Annotated in this window: 13 protein-coding genes; 8 read left to right on the forward strand and 5 right to left on the reverse strand. The window is 69.3% G+C overall.

The features are described from left to right. Genes Y958_RS15575 through hypF form a run of 8 tightly spaced genes read left to right on the forward strand, consistent with a single transcriptional unit; the run spans position 1 to position 10,101 of the window. Positions 1 to 273, forward strand: a complete 273-nt coding sequence (locus tag Y958_RS15575) for a HypC/HybG/HupF family hydrogenase formation chaperone (protein ID WP_088872957.1) — start codon at positions 1 to 3, stop codon at positions 271 to 273. Beyond that, positions 270 to 1,412, forward strand: a complete 1,143-nt coding sequence (gene hypD / locus Y958_RS15580) for a hydrogenase formation protein HypD (RefSeq protein ID WP_088872958.1) — start codon at positions 270 to 272, stop codon at positions 1,410 to 1,412. The genes Y958_RS15575 and hypD overlap by 4 nt, the downstream gene beginning before the upstream one ends. After that, positions 1,409 to 2,437 carry a hydrogenase expression/formation protein HypE gene (gene hypE / locus Y958_RS15585; protein ID WP_088872959.1) on the forward strand — a complete coding sequence of 343 codons (1,029 nt, stop codon included), beginning with the start codon at positions 1,409 to 1,411 and terminating at the stop codon, positions 2,435 to 2,437. Before hypD ends, hypE begins: the two co-directional genes overlap by 4 nt. 12 nt (positions 2,438 to 2,449) lie before the next feature. Next, on the forward strand, positions 2,450 to 3,952 hold the full coding sequence (locus Y958_RS15590; protein WP_088872960.1) for a sigma-54-dependent transcriptional regulator: 1,503 nt from the start codon (positions 2,450 to 2,452) through the stop codon (positions 3,950 to 3,952). 3 nt (positions 3,953 to 3,955) lie between these two features. Then, positions 3,956 to 5,296: a sensor histidine kinase gene (locus tag Y958_RS15595; RefSeq protein ID WP_088872961.1), complete on the forward strand. Its 1,341-nt coding sequence runs from the start codon at positions 3,956 to 3,958 to the stop codon at positions 5,294 to 5,296. Then, on the forward strand, positions 5,280 to 6,305 hold the full coding sequence (locus Y958_RS15600; protein ID WP_088872962.1) for an NADH-quinone oxidoreductase subunit B family protein: 1,026 nt from the start codon (positions 5,280 to 5,282) through the stop codon (positions 6,303 to 6,305). Before Y958_RS15595 ends, Y958_RS15600 begins: the two co-directional genes overlap by 17 nt. After that, positions 6,302 to 7,756, forward strand: a complete 1,455-nt coding sequence (locus tag Y958_RS15605) for a nickel-dependent hydrogenase large subunit (RefSeq protein WP_088872963.1) — start codon at positions 6,302 to 6,304, stop codon at positions 7,754 to 7,756. The genes Y958_RS15600 and Y958_RS15605 overlap by 4 nt, the downstream gene beginning before the upstream one ends. Before the next feature lie 17 nt (positions 7,757 to 7,773). Then, positions 7,774 to 10,101, forward strand: a complete 2,328-nt coding sequence (hypF, locus tag Y958_RS15610; RefSeq protein WP_244909534.1) for a carbamoyltransferase HypF — start codon at positions 7,774 to 7,776, stop codon at positions 10,099 to 10,101. 88 nt (positions 10,102 to 10,189) lie between these two features. Here the strand turns inward: hypF and Y958_RS15615 are convergent, their stop codons facing one another. The 5 genes from Y958_RS15615 to Y958_RS15635 all read right to left on the reverse strand — a co-directional run bounded on the left by Y958_RS15615 (position 10,190) and on the right by Y958_RS15635 (position 16,648). Then, positions 10,190 to 11,434, reverse strand: a complete 1,245-nt coding sequence (locus Y958_RS15615) for an MFS transporter (RefSeq protein WP_088872965.1) — start codon at positions 11,432 to 11,434, stop codon at positions 10,190 to 10,192. A gap of 135 nt (positions 11,435 to 11,569) precedes the next feature. Continuing rightward, positions 11,570 to 12,283 (reverse strand): hypothetical protein, encoded by a 714-nt coding sequence (locus tag Y958_RS15620; RefSeq protein WP_088872966.1) that lies wholly within the window; start codon positions 12,281 to 12,283, stop codon positions 11,570 to 11,572. A gap of 90 nt (positions 12,284 to 12,373) precedes the next feature. After that, positions 12,374 to 13,753, reverse strand: coding sequence for a sigma-54-dependent transcriptional regulator (locus Y958_RS15625; protein WP_088872967.1), 1,380 nt, complete (start codon positions 13,751 to 13,753; stop codon positions 12,374 to 12,376). Then, a complete protein-coding gene (locus tag Y958_RS15630; protein WP_088872968.1) occupies positions 13,738 to 15,207 on the reverse strand; it encodes a sensor histidine kinase in 1,470 nt (489 codons plus the stop codon). The genes Y958_RS15625 and Y958_RS15630 overlap by 16 nt, the downstream gene beginning before the upstream one ends. A gap of 148 nt (positions 15,208 to 15,355) precedes the next feature. Further along, a complete protein-coding gene (locus Y958_RS15635) occupies positions 15,356 to 16,648 on the reverse strand; it encodes a carbohydrate porin (protein ID WP_244909535.1) in 1,293 nt (430 codons plus the stop codon). Between the last annotated feature and the right edge of the window lie 74 nt (positions 16,649 to 16,722).

The following is a 16,722-nucleotide window of genomic DNA, read 5'->3' on the forward strand; positions in this document are numbered from 1 at the left end:
ATGTGCCTGGCCATACCCGCGCTGGTGACGGCGCTGCATGACGGCGCGATGGCGAGCGTCTCGGTCGGCGGCATCGCCAAGCGAGTTTCCGTGGCCCTGCTGGAGCAGGTCGCGGTGGGCGACTATGTGCTGCTGCACGTCGGCTACGCCCTGCACCGTGTCAGTGAGGAGGAGGCGCGGCGCACCTTGGCCATGATGGCGGAGGCGGGGCTGCTGCAGGCCGAGGTGGCGGATATGGGCGGGGCGGCGGAAAGCGCGGGAGAGGCGCCATGAAATACGTTGATGAATTCCGCGACCGGGATTTGGCGCGCACCCTGGCCGCCGCCATCGCCGCGGCGGCGGACCCGGCGCGCGACTATAATTTCATGGAGTTCTGCGGCGGGCACACCCACGCCATCTTCCGCTATGGCGTGCAGGATTTGGTGCCGGCCAATGTGCGCTTCGTGCACGGCCCCGGCTGTCCCGTCTGCATCCTGCCCGCCCGCCGCCTGGACGACGCCATCGAATTGGCGGAACGGCACGGTGTCATCCTGTGCAGCTATGGCGACATGCTGCGCGTGCCGGGCACGGGACGGCGGTCGCTGCTGAAGGCCAAGGCCGACGGCGCCGACATCCGCATGGTCTATTCGACGCTGGACGCGCTGGACATCGCCCGCGCCAATCCGGGGCGCGAGGTGGTTTTCCTGGGCATCGGGTTCGAGACGACCACCCCGCCGAGCGCGGTCGCCATCGCCCAGGCCCAGGCGGAGGGCATCACCAATTTCTCCGTCTTCTGCAACCATGTGCTGACCCCACCGGCCATCCGTCACATCCTGGAGGCGCCGGAGATCGATCCCAGCCAGGCCGCCCGCCTGGACGGCTTCCTCGGCCCCTCGCACGTCAGCGCGGTCATCGGGTCCCGGCCTTATGAGTTCCTGGCCGCCCGCTATGCCAAGCCGGTGGTCATCGCCGGGTTCGAGCCGCTGGACGTGATGCAGTCGGTCCTGATGCTGATACACCAGGTGAACGAAGGGCGGGTGGCGGTCGAGAACCAGTACACCCGGGTGGTGACGCGGGACGGCAACGCCAAGGCGCAGGAACTGGTGGACCGTATCTTCGAGCTGCGGCCCAGCTTCGAATGGCGCGGGCTGGGCAGCGTACCTGAAAGCGCGCTGGCCATCCGGGCAGAGTATGCCGCCTTTGACGCCGAGAAGCGCTTCGCCCTCAGCGAGAAGCAGAGCCGGGAAACCAAGTCCTGCGAATGCCCGGCCATCCTGCGCGGCGTGAAGAAGCCGAAGGACTGCAAGCTGTTCGGCAAGGCCTGCACGCCGGAAACGCCCATGGGCGCCTGCATGGTTTCCTCCGAGGGGGCGTGCGCCGCCTATTGGACCTACCGGCGGGTGGAGACCTTGGCGGAGATGGCGGCCGAATGACCACCCCGCCCCCCGATCTTTCCGGTGCCGTGGACATGAGCCACGGTGGTGGCGGCCGGGCCATGGCCCGGCTGATCCGCGACATCTTCCTGCGCCACCTGGCGAACCCGTTGCTGGATCAGGGGCACGACGCGACGCGCATCGACGCCGGGTCGGGCCACATCGCCGTGACGACGGACGCCCATGTCATCTCGCCCTTGTTCTTTCCCGGGGGCGACATCGGTTCCCTGGCCGTGCATGGCACGCTCAACGACCTGGCCATGGCCGGTGCCCGCCCGGTGGCGCTGACCGCTGCCTTCATCATCGAGGAAGGCTTTCCCCTGGCGGACCTGGACCGCATCGCCGCCAGCATGGGGCAGGCTTGCCGGGCGGCCGGCGTGCCTGTGGCGACGGGTGACACCAAGGTGGTGGAGCGCGGCAAGGGCGACGGCGTCTTCATCACCACCAGCGGCATCGGCGTGGTGCCGGCGGGCGTGGACATCGGCCCGCGCCGGCTGCGTCCAGGGCAAGCCGTCCTGCTGTCCGGCCCCATCGGGGACCATGGCATCGCCATCCTGTCCAAGCGCCAGGGCCTGGAATTCGGTACCGAAATCCGGTCCGATAGCGCCGCCCTGCACCGCATGGTGGCCGACATGGTTGCGGTCGTCCCGGGCATCGCCGTCTTGCGCGACCCTACCCGGGGCGGCCTGTCCGCCACGCTGAACGAACTGACCAACGCCGCCGGCGTGGGCATGCTGCTGGATGAGCGGGCCATCCCGGTCCGGCCGGAGGTGGCGGCGGCCTGCGAGCTGCTGGGCCTGGACCCCCTGAACGTCGCCAATGAGGGCAAGCTGGTCTGCGTTTGCGAGCCGGAGGACGCGGAGACGCTGCTGGCGGTGATGCGGAACCATGCGGAAGGCCGTGACGCGGCACTGATCGGACATGTTACCGTGGGCCAGCCCGGCTTCGTCCGCATGACGACGGCCATCGGCGGCCAGCGCGTGGTTGATTGGCTGTCGGGCGAACAGCTTCCGCGCATCTGCTAGCGGAGAGGAGCGATGGCCGAGTCTTCCACCGATCTGCCCACCATCCTGATCGTCGATGACGAGCTGCGCTCCCTGGAATCGCTGCGGCGTATCCTGGAGGAGGACTTCGAGGTGCTGACCGCCGCCAGCACCGTCGAGGCCGAGCGGCGGCTGGCCGACAATCCGGTGCAGGTGGTGCTGTGCGACCAGCGCATGCCGGAACGCAGCGGCGTGGAGTTCCTGACGGAGGTCAAGGAGCGCTGGCCGGAGGTCGTGCGCATGATCATCTCCGGCTATACCGATGCCCATGACATCATCGACGGCATCAATCAGGCCGGCATCTTCCAGTACGTCACCAAGCCCTGGCACCCGGAAAACCTGCTGCTGACGTTGAAGGGCGCCTGCCGCCTCTATGCCTTGCAGCGGCAGAACGAACTGCTGGCGGTGGAGATGAAGATGCTGCCGGCCGCCGCCTCCCGCGTGGTGGGGGAGCGGAAGGAGAAGCTGCGCCGCGCCTATAATTTCGACGACGGCATCGTCCGCGCCAAGGGCAGCCCCATGGAGGCCGTGTGCGGCAGCCTGGCCCAGGTGGCGCCCTTCGACGTGCCGGTCCTGCTGTTCGGTTCCTCCGGCACGGGCAAGGAGTTGGCGGCGCGCGCGCTGCACTATGGCTCGCTGCGCTGGAACCAGCCCTTCGTGGTGGAGAATTGCGGCGCCCTGCCCGACGAACTGCTGGAAAGCGAGCTGTTCGGGCATAAGAAGGGCGCCTTCACCGGCGCCATCGAGGACCATGTCGGCCTGTTCGAGCGGGCGGACGGCGGCACCGTCTTCCTGGATGAGATCGGCGAGGTTTCCCCCGCCTTCCAGGTCAAGCTGCTGCGTGTGCTGCAGGAGGGGGAGATACGGCCCCTGGGGGGAACCCGCACGCGCAAGGTGGAGGTGCGGGTGATCGCCGCCACCAACAAGGATCTGGAGGAGGAGGTTCGGGCCAAGCGCTTCCGCGCCGACCTGTTCTACCGCCTGGCCGGCATGATCATCCGCCTGCCCGACCTGAAGGACCGCAAGGGCGACCTGCCCCTGCTGGTGGAGGTGCTGCTGGACCGTGCCATGGCGCAGATGGGCAAGCGCGTGCCCGGGATTTCGCCGGAGGCGCTGGAGTGCCTGGCCCGCTACGACTGGCCGGGCAATGTCCGCGAGCTGCAGAATGAGGTGCAGCGCCTGATGGTGCGGGCCACGGAAGGCCGGCGGCTGGAGGCGGACCTGCTGTCGCCCCACATCCTGCGGGCGGAGCCCCAGGGGGCCGGCGCGCGCGAGGACGATTTCGCCGACATCGCCGGCCTGGCCGGCGACCTGCGCGAGCGGGTCAGTGCCATGGAGGCACGCATCATCCGGGAAACCTTGATTCGCCACCGCTGGAACAAAAGCCAGGCTGCGCGGGAACTGGGGCTGTCCCGCGTGGGGTTGCGGGCCAAGCTGGAACGCTACGGGCTGGAGAACGTCCATCCTCTTGCGCCCAAGCGCATGGCGGGGGGCTGAGCCATGGGCAGCCATGAGCCGGCGCTGCCCTTCGGGAACCCGCCGTCCGACGCGGAAGGCGAAGGTGAGCAGCTGTGGATCGATGTCATCCGCCGCATGGACGTGGTCTACAGCGACCTCGTGGCCTCGCAGGTGGCGCTGGAGGAACAGAACCAGCGCCTGCAACAGGCGCGCGACTTCATGCACTCCGTCCTCGGGGCCATGAATGACGTGCTGATCGTCTGCGACGCAGCCGGCGCCGTGCTGCGGGTCAACGCGGCGCTGACGGCGGCCCTGGGACGTGAGGAGGGTGATTTGCTGGCGGTCCCCTTGCTGGATCTGTTCGATCCCGCCGACCATGCCGACATCCGGGCCTGCCTGGCCGAGGGGCGCGCCATCGAGGACAAGAGCTGGCACCTGCTGGCGGCGGATGGCCAGCGGGCGGCCGTATCCGTGAACGGGGCGCCCCGTCGCGATGCGCGCGGCCGGTTCGCGGGCATGGTCCTGGCCGGCCGGCCCGTGGGCGAACTGCTGCGCGCTTACCGGGATCTGGACAAGGCGCACCAGCGCCTGCGGCAGACCCAGCAGCAGCTGCTGACCTCGGAAAAGATGGCGGCGCTGGGCCGGCTGGTGGCGGGGGTGGCGCACGAACTCAACAACCCCATCAGCTTCGTGTTCGGCAACATGTACGCGCTGAAGCGGTATGGCGCCGCCATCACCGGCTATCTCGCGGCCATCGATGCCGGCAAGCCGCGGGCGGAGCTGGCGGCCCTGCGCGACAGCCTGCGCATCGACAAGGTGCTGGCCGACATAGGCCCCCTGGTCGACGGCACGCTGGAGGGGGCGGAGCGGGTGCGCGACATCGTGCAGGATCTGCGGCGCTTCTCCTCCAACCAGCGTGAGGAGCCCGAGGCGTTCAACCTGGTCCGCCTGATCCACACGGCCACCGACTGGGTGATCAAGACGCAGCGCACCAAGCCGGAGGTGCGGCTGGAATTGCCGGCCGCGTTGGAGGTGGTGGGCCTCAAGGGCCAGTTGCACCAGATCCTGGTCAATCTGGTGCAGAACGCGGTGGACGCCGTGAACGGCCGCGACGGCGCCCTTATCCGCATCACAGCGGGGGAACAGGACGGATGGATCGTCCTGACGGTCACCGACAACGGCCCTGGCATCCCGCCGGAAAACCAGGGCAAGATTTTCGAGCCCTTCTTCACCACCAAGCCCATCGGCAGCGGTACCGGCCTGGGGCTGTACGTCAGCTACAACATGGCGGAAAAACTGGGCGGCAGCCTGAGCCACGCCGAAGCGGAAGGCGGTGGCGCCGCCTTTACCCTGAAGGTGCCGGTCGATGACCGCAGTATCTGAACCGCCCCGCCCGCTGCGGCTCTTATGGCTGCAATCCGGCGGCTGCGGCGGCTGCACCCTGTCCCTGCTGGGGGCGGAGAAGCCGGATCTGCTGACGGCCCTGGCGGCGGCCAACGTCGAACTGCTGTGGCACCCGTCCCTCAGCGAGGCGACGGGCGGGGAAGCGCGGGCCATCCTGGAGGCCGTGGCCGCGGGCGACCAGCCGGTGGACATCCTGTGCCTGGAGGGGTCGGTCATCAATGGGCCCGGCGGCACCGGCCGCTTCCACCTGATGGCCGGGACGGGCAAGCCCATGCGCGACTGGATCGCCGCCATCGCCCGCCGGGCCGGCTATGTCGTGGCCGTGGGCAGCTGCGCCGCCTTCGGGGGCATCACCGCGGCCGGCGGCAATGAGGTCGAGGCGTGCGGCCTGGCCTATGACGGCACCCGGGCGGGCGGCCTGCTGGGGGCGGGATTCCGCTCCGCCAAGGGTCTGCCCGTCATCAATATCGCCGGCTGCCCCATCCACCCCGGCTGGTTCACCGACACGTTGCTGCAGATCGGCGCCGGCACCTTGAGCGCGGCTGACCTGGATGAGTGGGAGCGCCCCCTGGCCTATACCGCCCACCTGGTCCACCACGGCTGCGCCCGCAATGAATTCTATGAGTTCAAGGCCAGCGCGGAACAGCCGGGTGATCTGGGCTGCATGATGGAGAATTTGGGCTGCAAGGGCACGCAGGCACGGGCCGATTGCAACATCCGGCCGTGGAACGGCGGCGGCTCCTGCCTGGACGGCAACTACGCATGCATCAATTGCACGGCCCCGGGGTTTGAGGAGCCGGGCCACGCCTTCGCTGTCACACCCAAGGTGGCCGGCATACCCATCGGCCTGCCGACGGACATGCCCAAGGCGTGGTTCGTGGCGCTGGCATCCCTGTCCAAGGCGGCGACGCCCAAGCGGCTGCGCGACAACGCCGCGCGGCCAGCACCGGTCCTTCTTCCCCATGACAAGCGCAAGGACAGCGCATGAGCCGCCTGATCGTCGGTCCCTTCAACCGTGTCGAGGGCGATCTTGAGGTGCGCCTCGACATCAGCGCCGGCTTGGTGGCCGACGCCCGCGTCGTCTCCCCGCTCTATCGCGGGTTCGAGGCCATGCTGGTGGGCAAGCCGGCGCTGGACGCGCTGGTCTACGCGCCGCGCATCTGCGGCATCTGTTCCGTGTCGCAATCCGTGGCCGCGGCGCGCGCGCTGGCGGCGACCGGTTCCGGGCCCTTGCCGGCAAATGGCGGCCTGGCCATGAATCTGATCCACGCGGTGGAGAACGTGGCCGACCATCTGACGCACTTCTACCTGTTCTTCATGCCCGACTTCGCCCGCGCTGTTTACGCGGGGGAATCTTGGTATGCGGGCACGGCCGCGCGGTTCACGGCGGTGAAAGGCGATGCTGCGCAGGAGTTTCTGCCCGCCCGGGCGGAACTGATGAACCTGCTGGGCATCCTGGCGGGTAAGTGGCCCCATACCCTGGCGGTTCAGCCCGGCGGATCGACGCGCGCCGTATCGCGGGCCGAACTGGCGCGGCTGGGCGCCCTGCTGGCCGCCTTCCGCCGCTTCCTGGAGCGCACCCTGTTCGGCGATGCGCTGGAGGCGGTGGCGGCCCTGTCGACCCGCGACGCTTTGCGGGCCTGGGCGGAGGCGAAGGCCGATCGGGGTGACTTCGCCCGCTTCGTCACCGTGTCCCAGGCGGTTGGCCTGAATCGCCTGGGCCGTACCGACCTGCGGCATATGAGCTTCGGCGCCTATCCGTCCGCGGAGGGGCCACTGTTTCCGCGCGGCATGTTCAGGCAGGGCGTCGGCAGCATCCTGCCGGTCGACCGCATCACGGAGGATGTCAGCCACGCCTGGTACCGGTCCGACCCGGACGCGGCACCGCGCCCCCCGCGTGAGCCGGGGATGCCGCCGGATGCCGCGCGGGACGACGCCTACTCCTGGTGCAAGGCGCCGCGCCTGGACGGGGAGGTGGCGGAGGTGGGCGCCCTGTCGCGGCAGCTGGTCGCGGGACACCCGCTGCCGCGCGACCTGGTGGCACGGGACGGCGCGACGGTCGAGGCGCGGGTGGTGGCGCGGCTGCTGGAGGTCGCCCTGGTCACCATGGCCATGGAGCGCTGGATACGCGCCATCGATCCGGCGGCTCCCTTCATCGACCATACACCCCTGCCGATGGTGGGCGAGGGGGCCGGCCTGACGGAGGCCGCCCGCGGCTCCCTGGGGCATTGGGTGACCGTTCAGGGTGGGCGCATCGCCAATTACCAGATCATCGCCCCCACCACCTGGAACTTCTCCCCCCGCGACGCCGCCGGCACGCCCGGCCCGCTGGAGCAGGCGTTGCGCGGCGCCCCCGTCCGCGAGGGGGAGGGCGAGCCGGTGGCCGTGCAGCACATCGTCCGTTCCTTCGACCCCTGCATGGTCTGCACGGTGCACTGATGGAGGCCGCCGGCGCCATGGCGGGCCGTCGCATCCGGGTGCGGGGCCTGGTCCAGGGGGTGGGCTTCCGGCCCCATGTATGGCGCCTGGCCCGCGTGCTGGATATTGCCGGTGATGTCGCCAATGACGGGGAAGGCGTGATCATCCACGCCTGGGGTGATCCTGCGGCGCTGGACGGTTTTCAGGACCGGCTACGCCGCGAGGCGCCGCCCCTGGCGCGCATCGACGCCGTCGAGGTCTTCCCCCACCGCGGTCCGGCGCCCCATGGCTTCACCATCGCCGCCAGTGCCGCTGGATTGGCGCGGACGGGCATTGTGCCCGACGCGGCCACCTGCCCCGCCTGCCGGGCGGAACTGTTCGACCCCGCCGACCGGCGCCAGGGCTATGCCTTCGGCAACTGCACCCATTGCGGTCCCCGGCTGTCCATCGTCAGCGCCATCCCCTATGACCGCGCCAACACGGCCATGGCGGCCTTCACCATGTGCCCGGACTGCGCCGCCGAATACGCCGACCCCGCCGACCGCCGCTTCCACGCCCAGCCGACGGCCTGTCCCGCCTGCGGGCCCCGGCTGTGGCTAGAGCCCGCCCCGGAGGCGGGGGCGGACCCGCTGGACGCGGCGGCGGCGCTGCTGCGCGCCGGCGGCATCGTCGCCGTGAAGGGTATCGGTGGCTTCCACTTGGCCTGTGATGCCGCCGACGCCAAGGCGGTCGCGGAATTGCGGCGGCGCAAGGCGCGCGATGCCAAGCCCTTCGCGGTGATGGCCCGATCGGTGGATGAGGTCGGCCGGTATTGCCAGCTGGACGACGCGGCCCGCGCCCTGTTGCAATCGCCTGCGGCGCCCATCGTGCTGCTGCCCAGGCGGCCCGATGGCGCGCCGCTGCCGGGCGGGCTGGCGCCGGACCAGGACCATCTGGGCTTCATGCTGCCCTACACGCCGCTGCACCACCTGCTGATGGCCCGGGTGGACGGCCCCCTGGTGATGACGTCGGGCAACCGGTCGGATGAACCGCAAGTCATCACCAATGAGGACGCGCGGGCTCGCCTGGTCGGATTGGCCGACGCCTGGCTGATGCATGACCGCGCCATCCTCAACCGCCTGGACGACAGCGTGGTCGCCGCCACCGGCGGTGCGCCCGCCATCCTGCGCCGGGCCCGGGGTTACGCTCCGGCACCATTGCCTCTGCCGCCAGGCCTCGACGGCTTGCCGCCCACCCTGGCCATGGGCGGCGAGCTGAAGGCGACCTTCTGCCTGCTGCGGGAGGGGCAGGCCATCCTGTCCCAGCACATCGGCGACCTGGAGAATGCGGCCGCCCTTGATGACTACCGGGTCCTGCTGCGCCTCTACCGCGACCTGTTCGATTTCACGCCGGAGGTGATCGCCGTTGACGCCCATCCGGATTATCTCTCGACCACGCTGGGCGCAGCACTAGCGCGGGAGTGTGGCGCCCGGCTGGTGTCCGTGGGGCACCATCATGCCCACATGGCCGCCTGCCTGGCGGATGCCGGTATCGGGTTGGCGGAGGGGGGGGACGGCACCTTCGGCCTGATCCTGGACGGCCTGGGCCTGGGCGCGGATGGAACGCTATGGGGCGGCGAGATCCTGCGCGGGGGATACCGCGGCGTGACCCGTGTGGCTCATATCGCCCCCGTGGCCCTCGCCGGCGGGGCGGCCGCGATGCGCCAGCCGTGGCGCAACCTGGTGGCCCAGCTACGCCAAGCCTTCGGTGAAACGTGGCGGGACCAAGCCGCGCCCGTGCTGAACCACCTGCCGCCTGCCGCGCATGTGGCCGTGCTGGAGCGCATGCTGGAAACCGGCACCAACGCGCCACCCTGTTCCTCGGCGGGCCGGCTGTTCGACGCGGTCGCGGCGGCGCTGGGTATCCACCCCGCACGCATCGGGCATGAAGCGCAGGCCGCGATGGCGCTGGAAGCGCTGGCGCGTCCCCATGTCGCCACCGCGCGTCCTTATCCGGCGGCGTTTGGGGGCGACGTTCCCGTGGTGGTCGGCTGGGCCCCGATGTGGCGGGCGCTGTTGGACGACTTGGCCGCCGGAGAGGCGCCGGGGCTGATCGCCGCCCGCTTCCACCTTGGCCTGGTGGAGGCGCTGGTGCAGGCGACGGGGCGGGTGGGCGCCGGTCCCGGTGCCCTGGTCGCGCTGTCGGGCGGTGTCCTGCAGAACCGCATCATCCTGCACGAACTCCAAGCCCGCCTGCGGGCCGCGGGCTGGCGGCCCGTGATACACGGCCAGGTGCCGGCCAACGATGGCGGCTTGGCGCTGGGCCAGGCCGTGCTGGCCGCCCTCATCGCTGACGGACATGATCGGGCGAAGCCGCCGGGCATTTGAAGCGAAACGCGATCGATTTCACTGATCCGGCGACATCCGGCCCCGGCGAGGTGGCCGTCCGGCCGTGGCGTCGGCGTTTTGCGCGGCATCAGGAGATGGCTTTCCTCTCGGCCTCCAGGCGTTCGGACGGCGTGGCTGGAGTGCCGGTTTCGGGAAAGAACATCGCCAGCGCCACGGTCGCCACACCAGCGGCAAGTCCCAAGCTCATGAATGCCGGCGGGTATCCCAGCCTGTCGGCAACCGCGCCTGCCGCCAGTCCGCTGATCGCCCCGCCCACACCCTGGGCGGACATGATAAGGCCCAAGGCCAGGTTGTAATGACCGGTGGCGCGCGTCAGGTCAGAGACGATCAGCGGCGTCAGGACACCGACCAGACCGGCGCCGACGCCATCCAGAAGCTGGACGCCGATAAGCCAGGCCGGGTTGTCGGAAACGACGTAGAGGCAGGCCCGGACCGGCAGGATGGCGAACGCGATGAGCAGGACCGGCTTGCGGCCCCATTTTTGCGCATAATGACCGGCGAACAGCGCCATGGGCAGCATGACCAGCTGGGCGGCGACGATGCAGGACGACATCATCGCGGTCGCCCACTCCGGGTTCGCGTTGGCCAGCTTCTGGCCCACCAGGGGAAGCAGCGGGGCGTTGGCGAAGTGGAAGAGCAGCCCGCACCCGGCGAAGATCATGAGCGGCCGGCACCTGATGAAGGCGGGCAGATACGCCTGGCGCGGCTCTCGGCCCGGCTGATCATGCCCCTGATCATGGTTGATCGCCGCCGCCGGGATGGACAGGACGGCCCAGATCGCAAGCAGGGCAAAGACGGGCCCCAGCAGGAAAACGGCGCGCTGGCCGAAAAGGCGGCCCATGATCCCGGCGGCGATGGCGATGAACACATTGCCGGCATGGTCGAAAGCGCCGTTGCGCCCCATGCGGCCGGCCAACTGGGCCCGGGCGTACAGACCCAGGGTGAGGGCCGCCACCGCAGGGCCGAAAATGTCGCCCACCACCGCCAGCGTGGCGTTGGCCACCATGACGGGCCAGAAAGTGGGAACCACGAAGATGACAAGGCTGCCGATGGCGAGCATGCCCAGGCCGGCGGCCACCAGCTCGCGCTTGGCGCGCACGGCGTCGATGAGCGCGCCGGCCGGCCCCTGGGCGAGCAGGCCCAGCAATCCGCCCACCATCGTCACGACGCCGACCGCCGACTGGCTCCACCCCTGCTGCGTCACCAGGAAGACGTTGAGGAACGGCCCCAGTGCGCCCCGCACGTCGGCAAGCAGGAAATTCAGCGCATCCAGGGCATTCAGATTTTTGAGCGGCGAAAGGTTCAGCGTCACGAAGGGCCTCCCACGAGAAGCGTGCGCAGGGCCGGCGGGAGGGCGGTGGTCACCGTCACGGTATCCAGGCGCATGAACCGCCAGGCTTCAGGCAGGCGCCAGGGCCGGACGTGAAAGAAGAAGAGGGTGACGGCGTCAGGGCCTGGGCGGCGGCGGACCGGGAGGCGCCGGCGGCAGCGGGACGATGGGTTCCAGGCGATCAGGCGTGGTTCCCATGGCGCTCACCTCGACAACCCGGCCGAAGGCGGTAGTGAGGACGGGTCCTTCGGCAAACACGGTCTGGCCGGGTTTAAGCTCTGTAACGGCGCGATAGGCATCGGGCGGCAGCCGCAGGACGGTGCCGTCCTCCAGCAAGGCACCGTCGACCTGCCCCTCCGGTCCATGCAGCGGCATGCGCACCCGTCCGCTCGACACGGTGGGGGCACCGCCGGCGGCGTCCAGCCGGCGGCCGGGCCCAGGGCCGTCATCGCTGATGGTGATCTTCGTCGCCTCGTCGGTTATCGAGATCGCGCGCACCAGGGGCAGCGCCGCCGCCCGCAGGCCGTGCACGATCACGGTGTTGCCCGGACGGATGGCGTAGGCGATCTCGCTGGACAGGTGTGGAGGCGTCTTCACCTCGGTGCCGTCCGCAAGGATTAGGCCGTCGATGTCGCCGCGGGGCGTTTGCGTGAACTGGCGGACCACGCCCCGCACCGCGGGCAGCTGCGTCACATCATAGAGCGGCGCCGGGGCGGGCCCCTGTGCGGGCGGCGGTGGGACAGGGGGGGACGCCACTTGGGCGTGGCTGGTGGCCTGGATGACCAACAGCGCTGCACCGGCCAGCAGGCCGACGTTCCGAAGGGTTGGCATGAGCCTTTACTCCTGGGTATCGGGACCAGGAGGTGTTTGGCAAAGGCCGTGCCATGGAAAGAATCAAAAGATTTCAGTGGCCTGCAGCCATTACGCGCCTTTGGCGGCGTCCGGATTCGAGACACTGGCCGTTTGCTCTTCGAACGCTTCAATGCCGTAGCGCTTCATTTTGGCGTACAGCAGGGGGCGATGGATGCCCAGCAGGCGGGCCGCCTCCGTGCGATTTCCGGCACACCGGTCCAGCGCGCGGCGAATCATCGCCGTCTCGAGCTTGGCCACGGCCGAGGTCAGGTCCTCATCCGGCGGGTCTGCTGGCCCGCCAGCACGCGGCGGGTGGTCCGACCGGCCCAGGAAGTCGATGTCGGCTGCGGTGACGATGGGGCCGCGTACCAGGACCGCCACCCGCTCCACCACGTTACGCAACTCCCGGACATTGCCGGGCCAATTGTGGGCCACCAGCCGGGCCGCGGCGTCTGCGTCCAGGGCCTTGTTTCCGGCTTGCGCCAGGAATGCCTCGGCCAAAGGCAAAATGTCCGCCCGCCGTTCCCGCAAGGGCGGCAGATGGATGGGGATGACATGCAGCCGGTAGAACAGATCCTCCCTGAAACCGCCCTCCCTGACCCGTTGGCGCAGATCCCGGTGCGTGGCGGCCACGACCCGCACGTCCACCGACAGGGGCTTGCCCCCAATCGGCGTGACAGTGCGCTCTTGCAAGGCCCGCAGGATCTTCGCCTGCAGGGCCATATCCATGTCCCCGATCTCATCCAGGAACAGCGTCCCGCCGGCGGCCTGGCGGAACGCGCCCATCCTGTCGGCGGTGGCGCCGGTGAAGGCGCCCTTCACGTGGCCGAAAAGCTCGCTCTCCATCAGTTCCGACGGAATGGCGGCGCAGTTGACCGCCACGAAGGGCGCGGCGGCCCGGTTTCCATGGTCGTGGATGGCGCGGGCCACGACTTCCTTGCCGGTGCCCGTCTCCCCCGTGATCAGCACCGTGGTATCGCTGTCGGCCAGCAGGCCGATGGTCTTTTGGACTGCGCGCATCGCCTCGCAGACGCCGATGAGGCCTTCCGGCTGGACAGGCGGCTTTCCGCCCGAGCCGGCCCAGCCTTCGTTGAGGGCCAGCATGCCCCGCACCACCCGGGCCAGTTCCGCGCGGCCCACTGGCTTCGTCAGGTGGTCGAAGGCGCCCAGGCGCATGGCCTCGATGGTGTTGGCCGCCGAGGCGTGGGCCGTCAGCACGGTGACCGGCAATGATGGGGAACGGGTGCGGACGCGCCGCAGGACCTCCAGCCCGTCCAGGCCGGGCATGCGCAGGTCCAGGATCATGGCGTCGACGGCGTCGTTCGCCAGCATCGTCAGCGCGACCTCCCCCGAAGGGGCGAAACGGGGGGTATGGCCGCAATCGGCGACCACTTCGCCAAGCGCGTCGCGCAAGGCCGCGTCATCATCGACGATCAGCACGGTTGCCATGGCAGAACGATCTCGAAGGTGGTTGCGCCGTTGGTGTGATGGAAGCGCGCGACGCCATCATGGGCGGCCGCGATTTCGCGGACGATGGACAGGCCCAAGCCCGTGCCGTCGGCGCGGCCGGTGACGAAGGGTTCGAAAAGCTCATCGCGCAGATGGGGCGGTGGCCCGGCCCCCCTGTCCTCCACCGCCAGGATCAGGTGATCGCCGGCAAGGCGCGCCCGGACATGGACGGTGCTGTGCCGCGGCGCCACCTCCAGGGCGTTCAGGATCAGGTTGTCCAACGCGCGCTCCAATTGGCCGGGATCGAACCGGGCGTGCCGCACGGCGGCCTCGCTCTTCACCGCGACGCCCCGGGTGGCGGCGACGTCGGCGTGCCGCCGGACGATGCGGTCCAGAAAATCCCCCAGGCTGACCCGCTGATAGGCCGGCGTGTCCTGTTCGGTGACGCTCAAAAGACGGTGAAGCAGGGCGTCCAGCCGGTCGATCTGCTCAAGGATGGCACCCAGGGCCTGTTCCTTGCGGGTGGTATCACCGGCCAGGGCGTTTTCCGCCTTCAGTTTCATCGCGGCGATGGGGTTGCGGATCTCATGCGCCACCCCGGCCGTGACCCGCCCGATGGCGGCGAGACGCTGGCTGGCCGCCACCTCCCGCGCCATGGTTTCCGCCCGTCGCCGGGCCACTGCCAGCCTTTCCCCCGCCTCATTGAGCGCCCGCACGATGCGGTCCAGTTCCCGTTCCCCCGTCGAGGGCAGGACGGGAAGGTCGTTGATGTCGTGCGTGGCGAGTGTCGTCTCAATGCGCGTTATGTGCCGCGACCAGGTCATGGTCAGCTGCGTCAGCAGCACGGCGGCGGCCAGGACGATGAGGAGAAGCAGCCCAAGGCCGGTCATGAGTTGCTGGTAACCGTGGCCCTCCAGGGTCCGCACCCGCGTCATGGTCCAGGCCGTCAGTCCCGGCAGCGGGCCCGGCAACGGACAGGCGGCGAGGATCAGGACCTCGGTCGACGCCCGATAGCGTGCGCTGACGGTATGACCCTCGCCCAGGGCCGCTTGGTTGATCGCCTTGATGCGGGTCAATTCCGCCTGCGGCAGGTCGGTCTTGGGGCCCGCGCCCTCATAGCTGGGATAGGCATAGGCCAACGATCCTTCACCGTCCTGCCATATCCCGCCCTCAATGCCAGGACGGTCATGCAACGCGCTCTGGACCACCGGCTCAAGTCCCTGGCGGATTGTTGACAGGCTGGAGGATGGGTCGTGGCTGCGCCAGCCGCTCACGTAAAACCGAAAGGCGCCGGACTGGGCCTCACAGGCGCGCGCGGTCTCCGCTTCCATCTGCCCGACTTGAGCCGCGGCCGACCGTTGGAACAGGCCGGTCATCAAGGCGCCGATGGCGACGGCGGCGAAGGCAACGATGAGGAGTAGCGCCACCAGGCGGGCACGTAGGGATTGGAACACGTGGTTGCGCTCGCAGGTCCTGACCGAAGGATAGGATGGAACGCCCTCGCGATGCGTGAATGTGGAGATAGGGTGCGCGGCCGAAAAAGCCAGCCCCCAAGGGCGCCGGCCTGTTCACTCGACTGCCCGGTCGCCTACGCAACGACCATCATAAGGAGACTCCGCGCAGGATATGGGCGATGTCCACCGTGAATTTCAGCCCCACGACGAAGGCATCCGCCGGATTATCGCGCGTGAACGGCCGCGCGGTGACATCAGGATTCACAATATATTGCAGATTGGGTGAAACGCGGACGCCGGACGTGACCTGCATCCCGTAGGCCAATTCCATCATCACCTCATGCCGGGCGGCGGACACGGTGCTGCTGACGCTGGCGCGCGCCGCGGCGATCCGGGCCAATGTCAAATCGCTGAATCGCTGGTCGGTGATCACGAGGCCCAGGGTGTCTTGGTCGCGCCCTTCCACCAGGCCGGTCTGCACCACGCCCAGCGCGAAGTACCGGTCCTCGACCGCGCGCCCCGACACGCTGGCCATCGCCACACCGAAGACGGACAGTGTTCGCGCCGGGTTGGACGCGGAGCGCCAGACGACCTGGTCGAAGCGGCCGGAAGCGCCCCAGCGCCCTGCTTCAGTCATGCCGGGCCGCCCTGTCAGTACGGACGGGCGGCCCATCGCATCGTTCAAGGGGTCGCTGTAGGTCGAGCTGTCGTACCATCCGCCCACCTGATAATGCCCAGGCAGGCTCGACGCCCGGTCCCCGGGGGCGTAGCCCAATTCGAACGGCACCACCACGCCGGTGGCGCCGTCGGTGCCGAAATGCAGCCCATGGCCGGTGGGTGATTGATCCCGGGGGTTGGCTTCGTAGGCGCCGACATGGGCGTAGAGGGTATCGGTCAGGTCGGCCTTGACCCGCCCCGCCCAACTGCTGCCCGGCGCCGACGTATAGTTGCTGACGTGGTTGACGAAAACCGGGTTGCCGCAAATGGCGTTGGTCTGGAAGTGGCAATACAGCGGGTTGTTCAGGAAGGCCGCGTTGGCCACCATCCGGCCCACCTCCATGTCGACGCGCCCGTCGAGCAGCTTCTTTTCCAAGGTCAAGGTCAGCAGGTGCAAATTCTGCAGACCATAGACCTCCTGCACCGACGTGTTGTTGCCAATGGCGTCGGCGGCAAGGTTGCGGCCATGCCTTTGCGTCAGCGCCGCATGAAGGACGGTGCCGTCCAGGCCGAGGATCCGCTCCAGATCGGCGTCGGCGCCGGCATGAAGCTGGCCGGCATAGGCGCTACCCTGCCGCAGGCCACCGCTGGGATTGGCCGCGGCCTCGCCGGTATAGTCCAACGTCAGGGACAGGCCCGCATTGGCGAGACGGTCGCCCAGGGCCGGCGCGCCCGGGGTTTCGGCGGCGCCCGCCGTGGCGTGCATGAACAGGCCGGCGGTCACAAGCAAGCCGGTGATACGGGGCAAAAAATACGGGCGCATGGAACTCCACCGTCCTGGGGACGGAGCCGGGGCTT

The organism is Nitrospirillum viridazoti CBAmc, from assembly GCF_000730165.1.
Taxonomy (GTDB): Bacteria; Pseudomonadota; Alphaproteobacteria; order Azospirillales; family Azospirillaceae; genus Nitrospirillum; species Nitrospirillum viridazoti.

What these genes read in the sequence shown, in the direction of transcription:
- hypE (WP_088872959.1), top strand. Translation starts at nt 1,409, where the DNA reads ATGACCACCCCGCCCCCCGATCTTTCCGGTGCCGTGGACATGAGCCAC.
- Y958_RS15605 (WP_088872963.1), top strand. Translation starts at nt 6,302, where the DNA reads ATGAGCCGCCTGATCGTCGGTCCCTTCAACCGTGTCGAGGGCGATCTT.
- Y958_RS15575 (WP_088872957.1), top strand. Translation starts at nt 1, where the DNA reads ATGTGCCTGGCCATACCCGCGCTGGTGACGGCGCTGCATGACGGCGCG.
- Y958_RS15595 (WP_088872961.1), top strand. Translation starts at nt 3,956, where the DNA reads ATGGGCAGCCATGAGCCGGCGCTGCCCTTCGGGAACCCGCCGTCCGAC.
- hypD (WP_088872958.1), top strand. Translation starts at nt 270, where the DNA reads ATGAAATACGTTGATGAATTCCGCGACCGGGATTTGGCGCGCACCCTG.
- hypF (WP_244909534.1), top strand. Translation starts at nt 7,774, where the DNA reads ATGGCGGGCCGTCGCATCCGGGTGCGGGGCCTGGTCCAGGGGGTGGGC.
- Y958_RS15600 (WP_088872962.1), top strand. Translation starts at nt 5,280, where the DNA reads ATGACCGCAGTATCTGAACCGCCCCGCCCGCTGCGGCTCTTATGGCTG.
- Y958_RS15620 (WP_088872966.1), bottom strand. Translation starts at nt 12,283, where the DNA reads ATGCCAACCCTTCGGAACGTCGGCCTGCTGGCCGGTGCAGCGCTGTTG.
- Y958_RS15625 (WP_088872967.1), bottom strand. Translation starts at nt 13,753, where the DNA reads ATGGCAACCGTGCTGATCGTCGATGATGACGCGGCCTTGCGCGACGCG.
- Y958_RS15590 (WP_088872960.1), top strand. Translation starts at nt 2,450, where the DNA reads ATGGCCGAGTCTTCCACCGATCTGCCCACCATCCTGATCGTCGATGAC.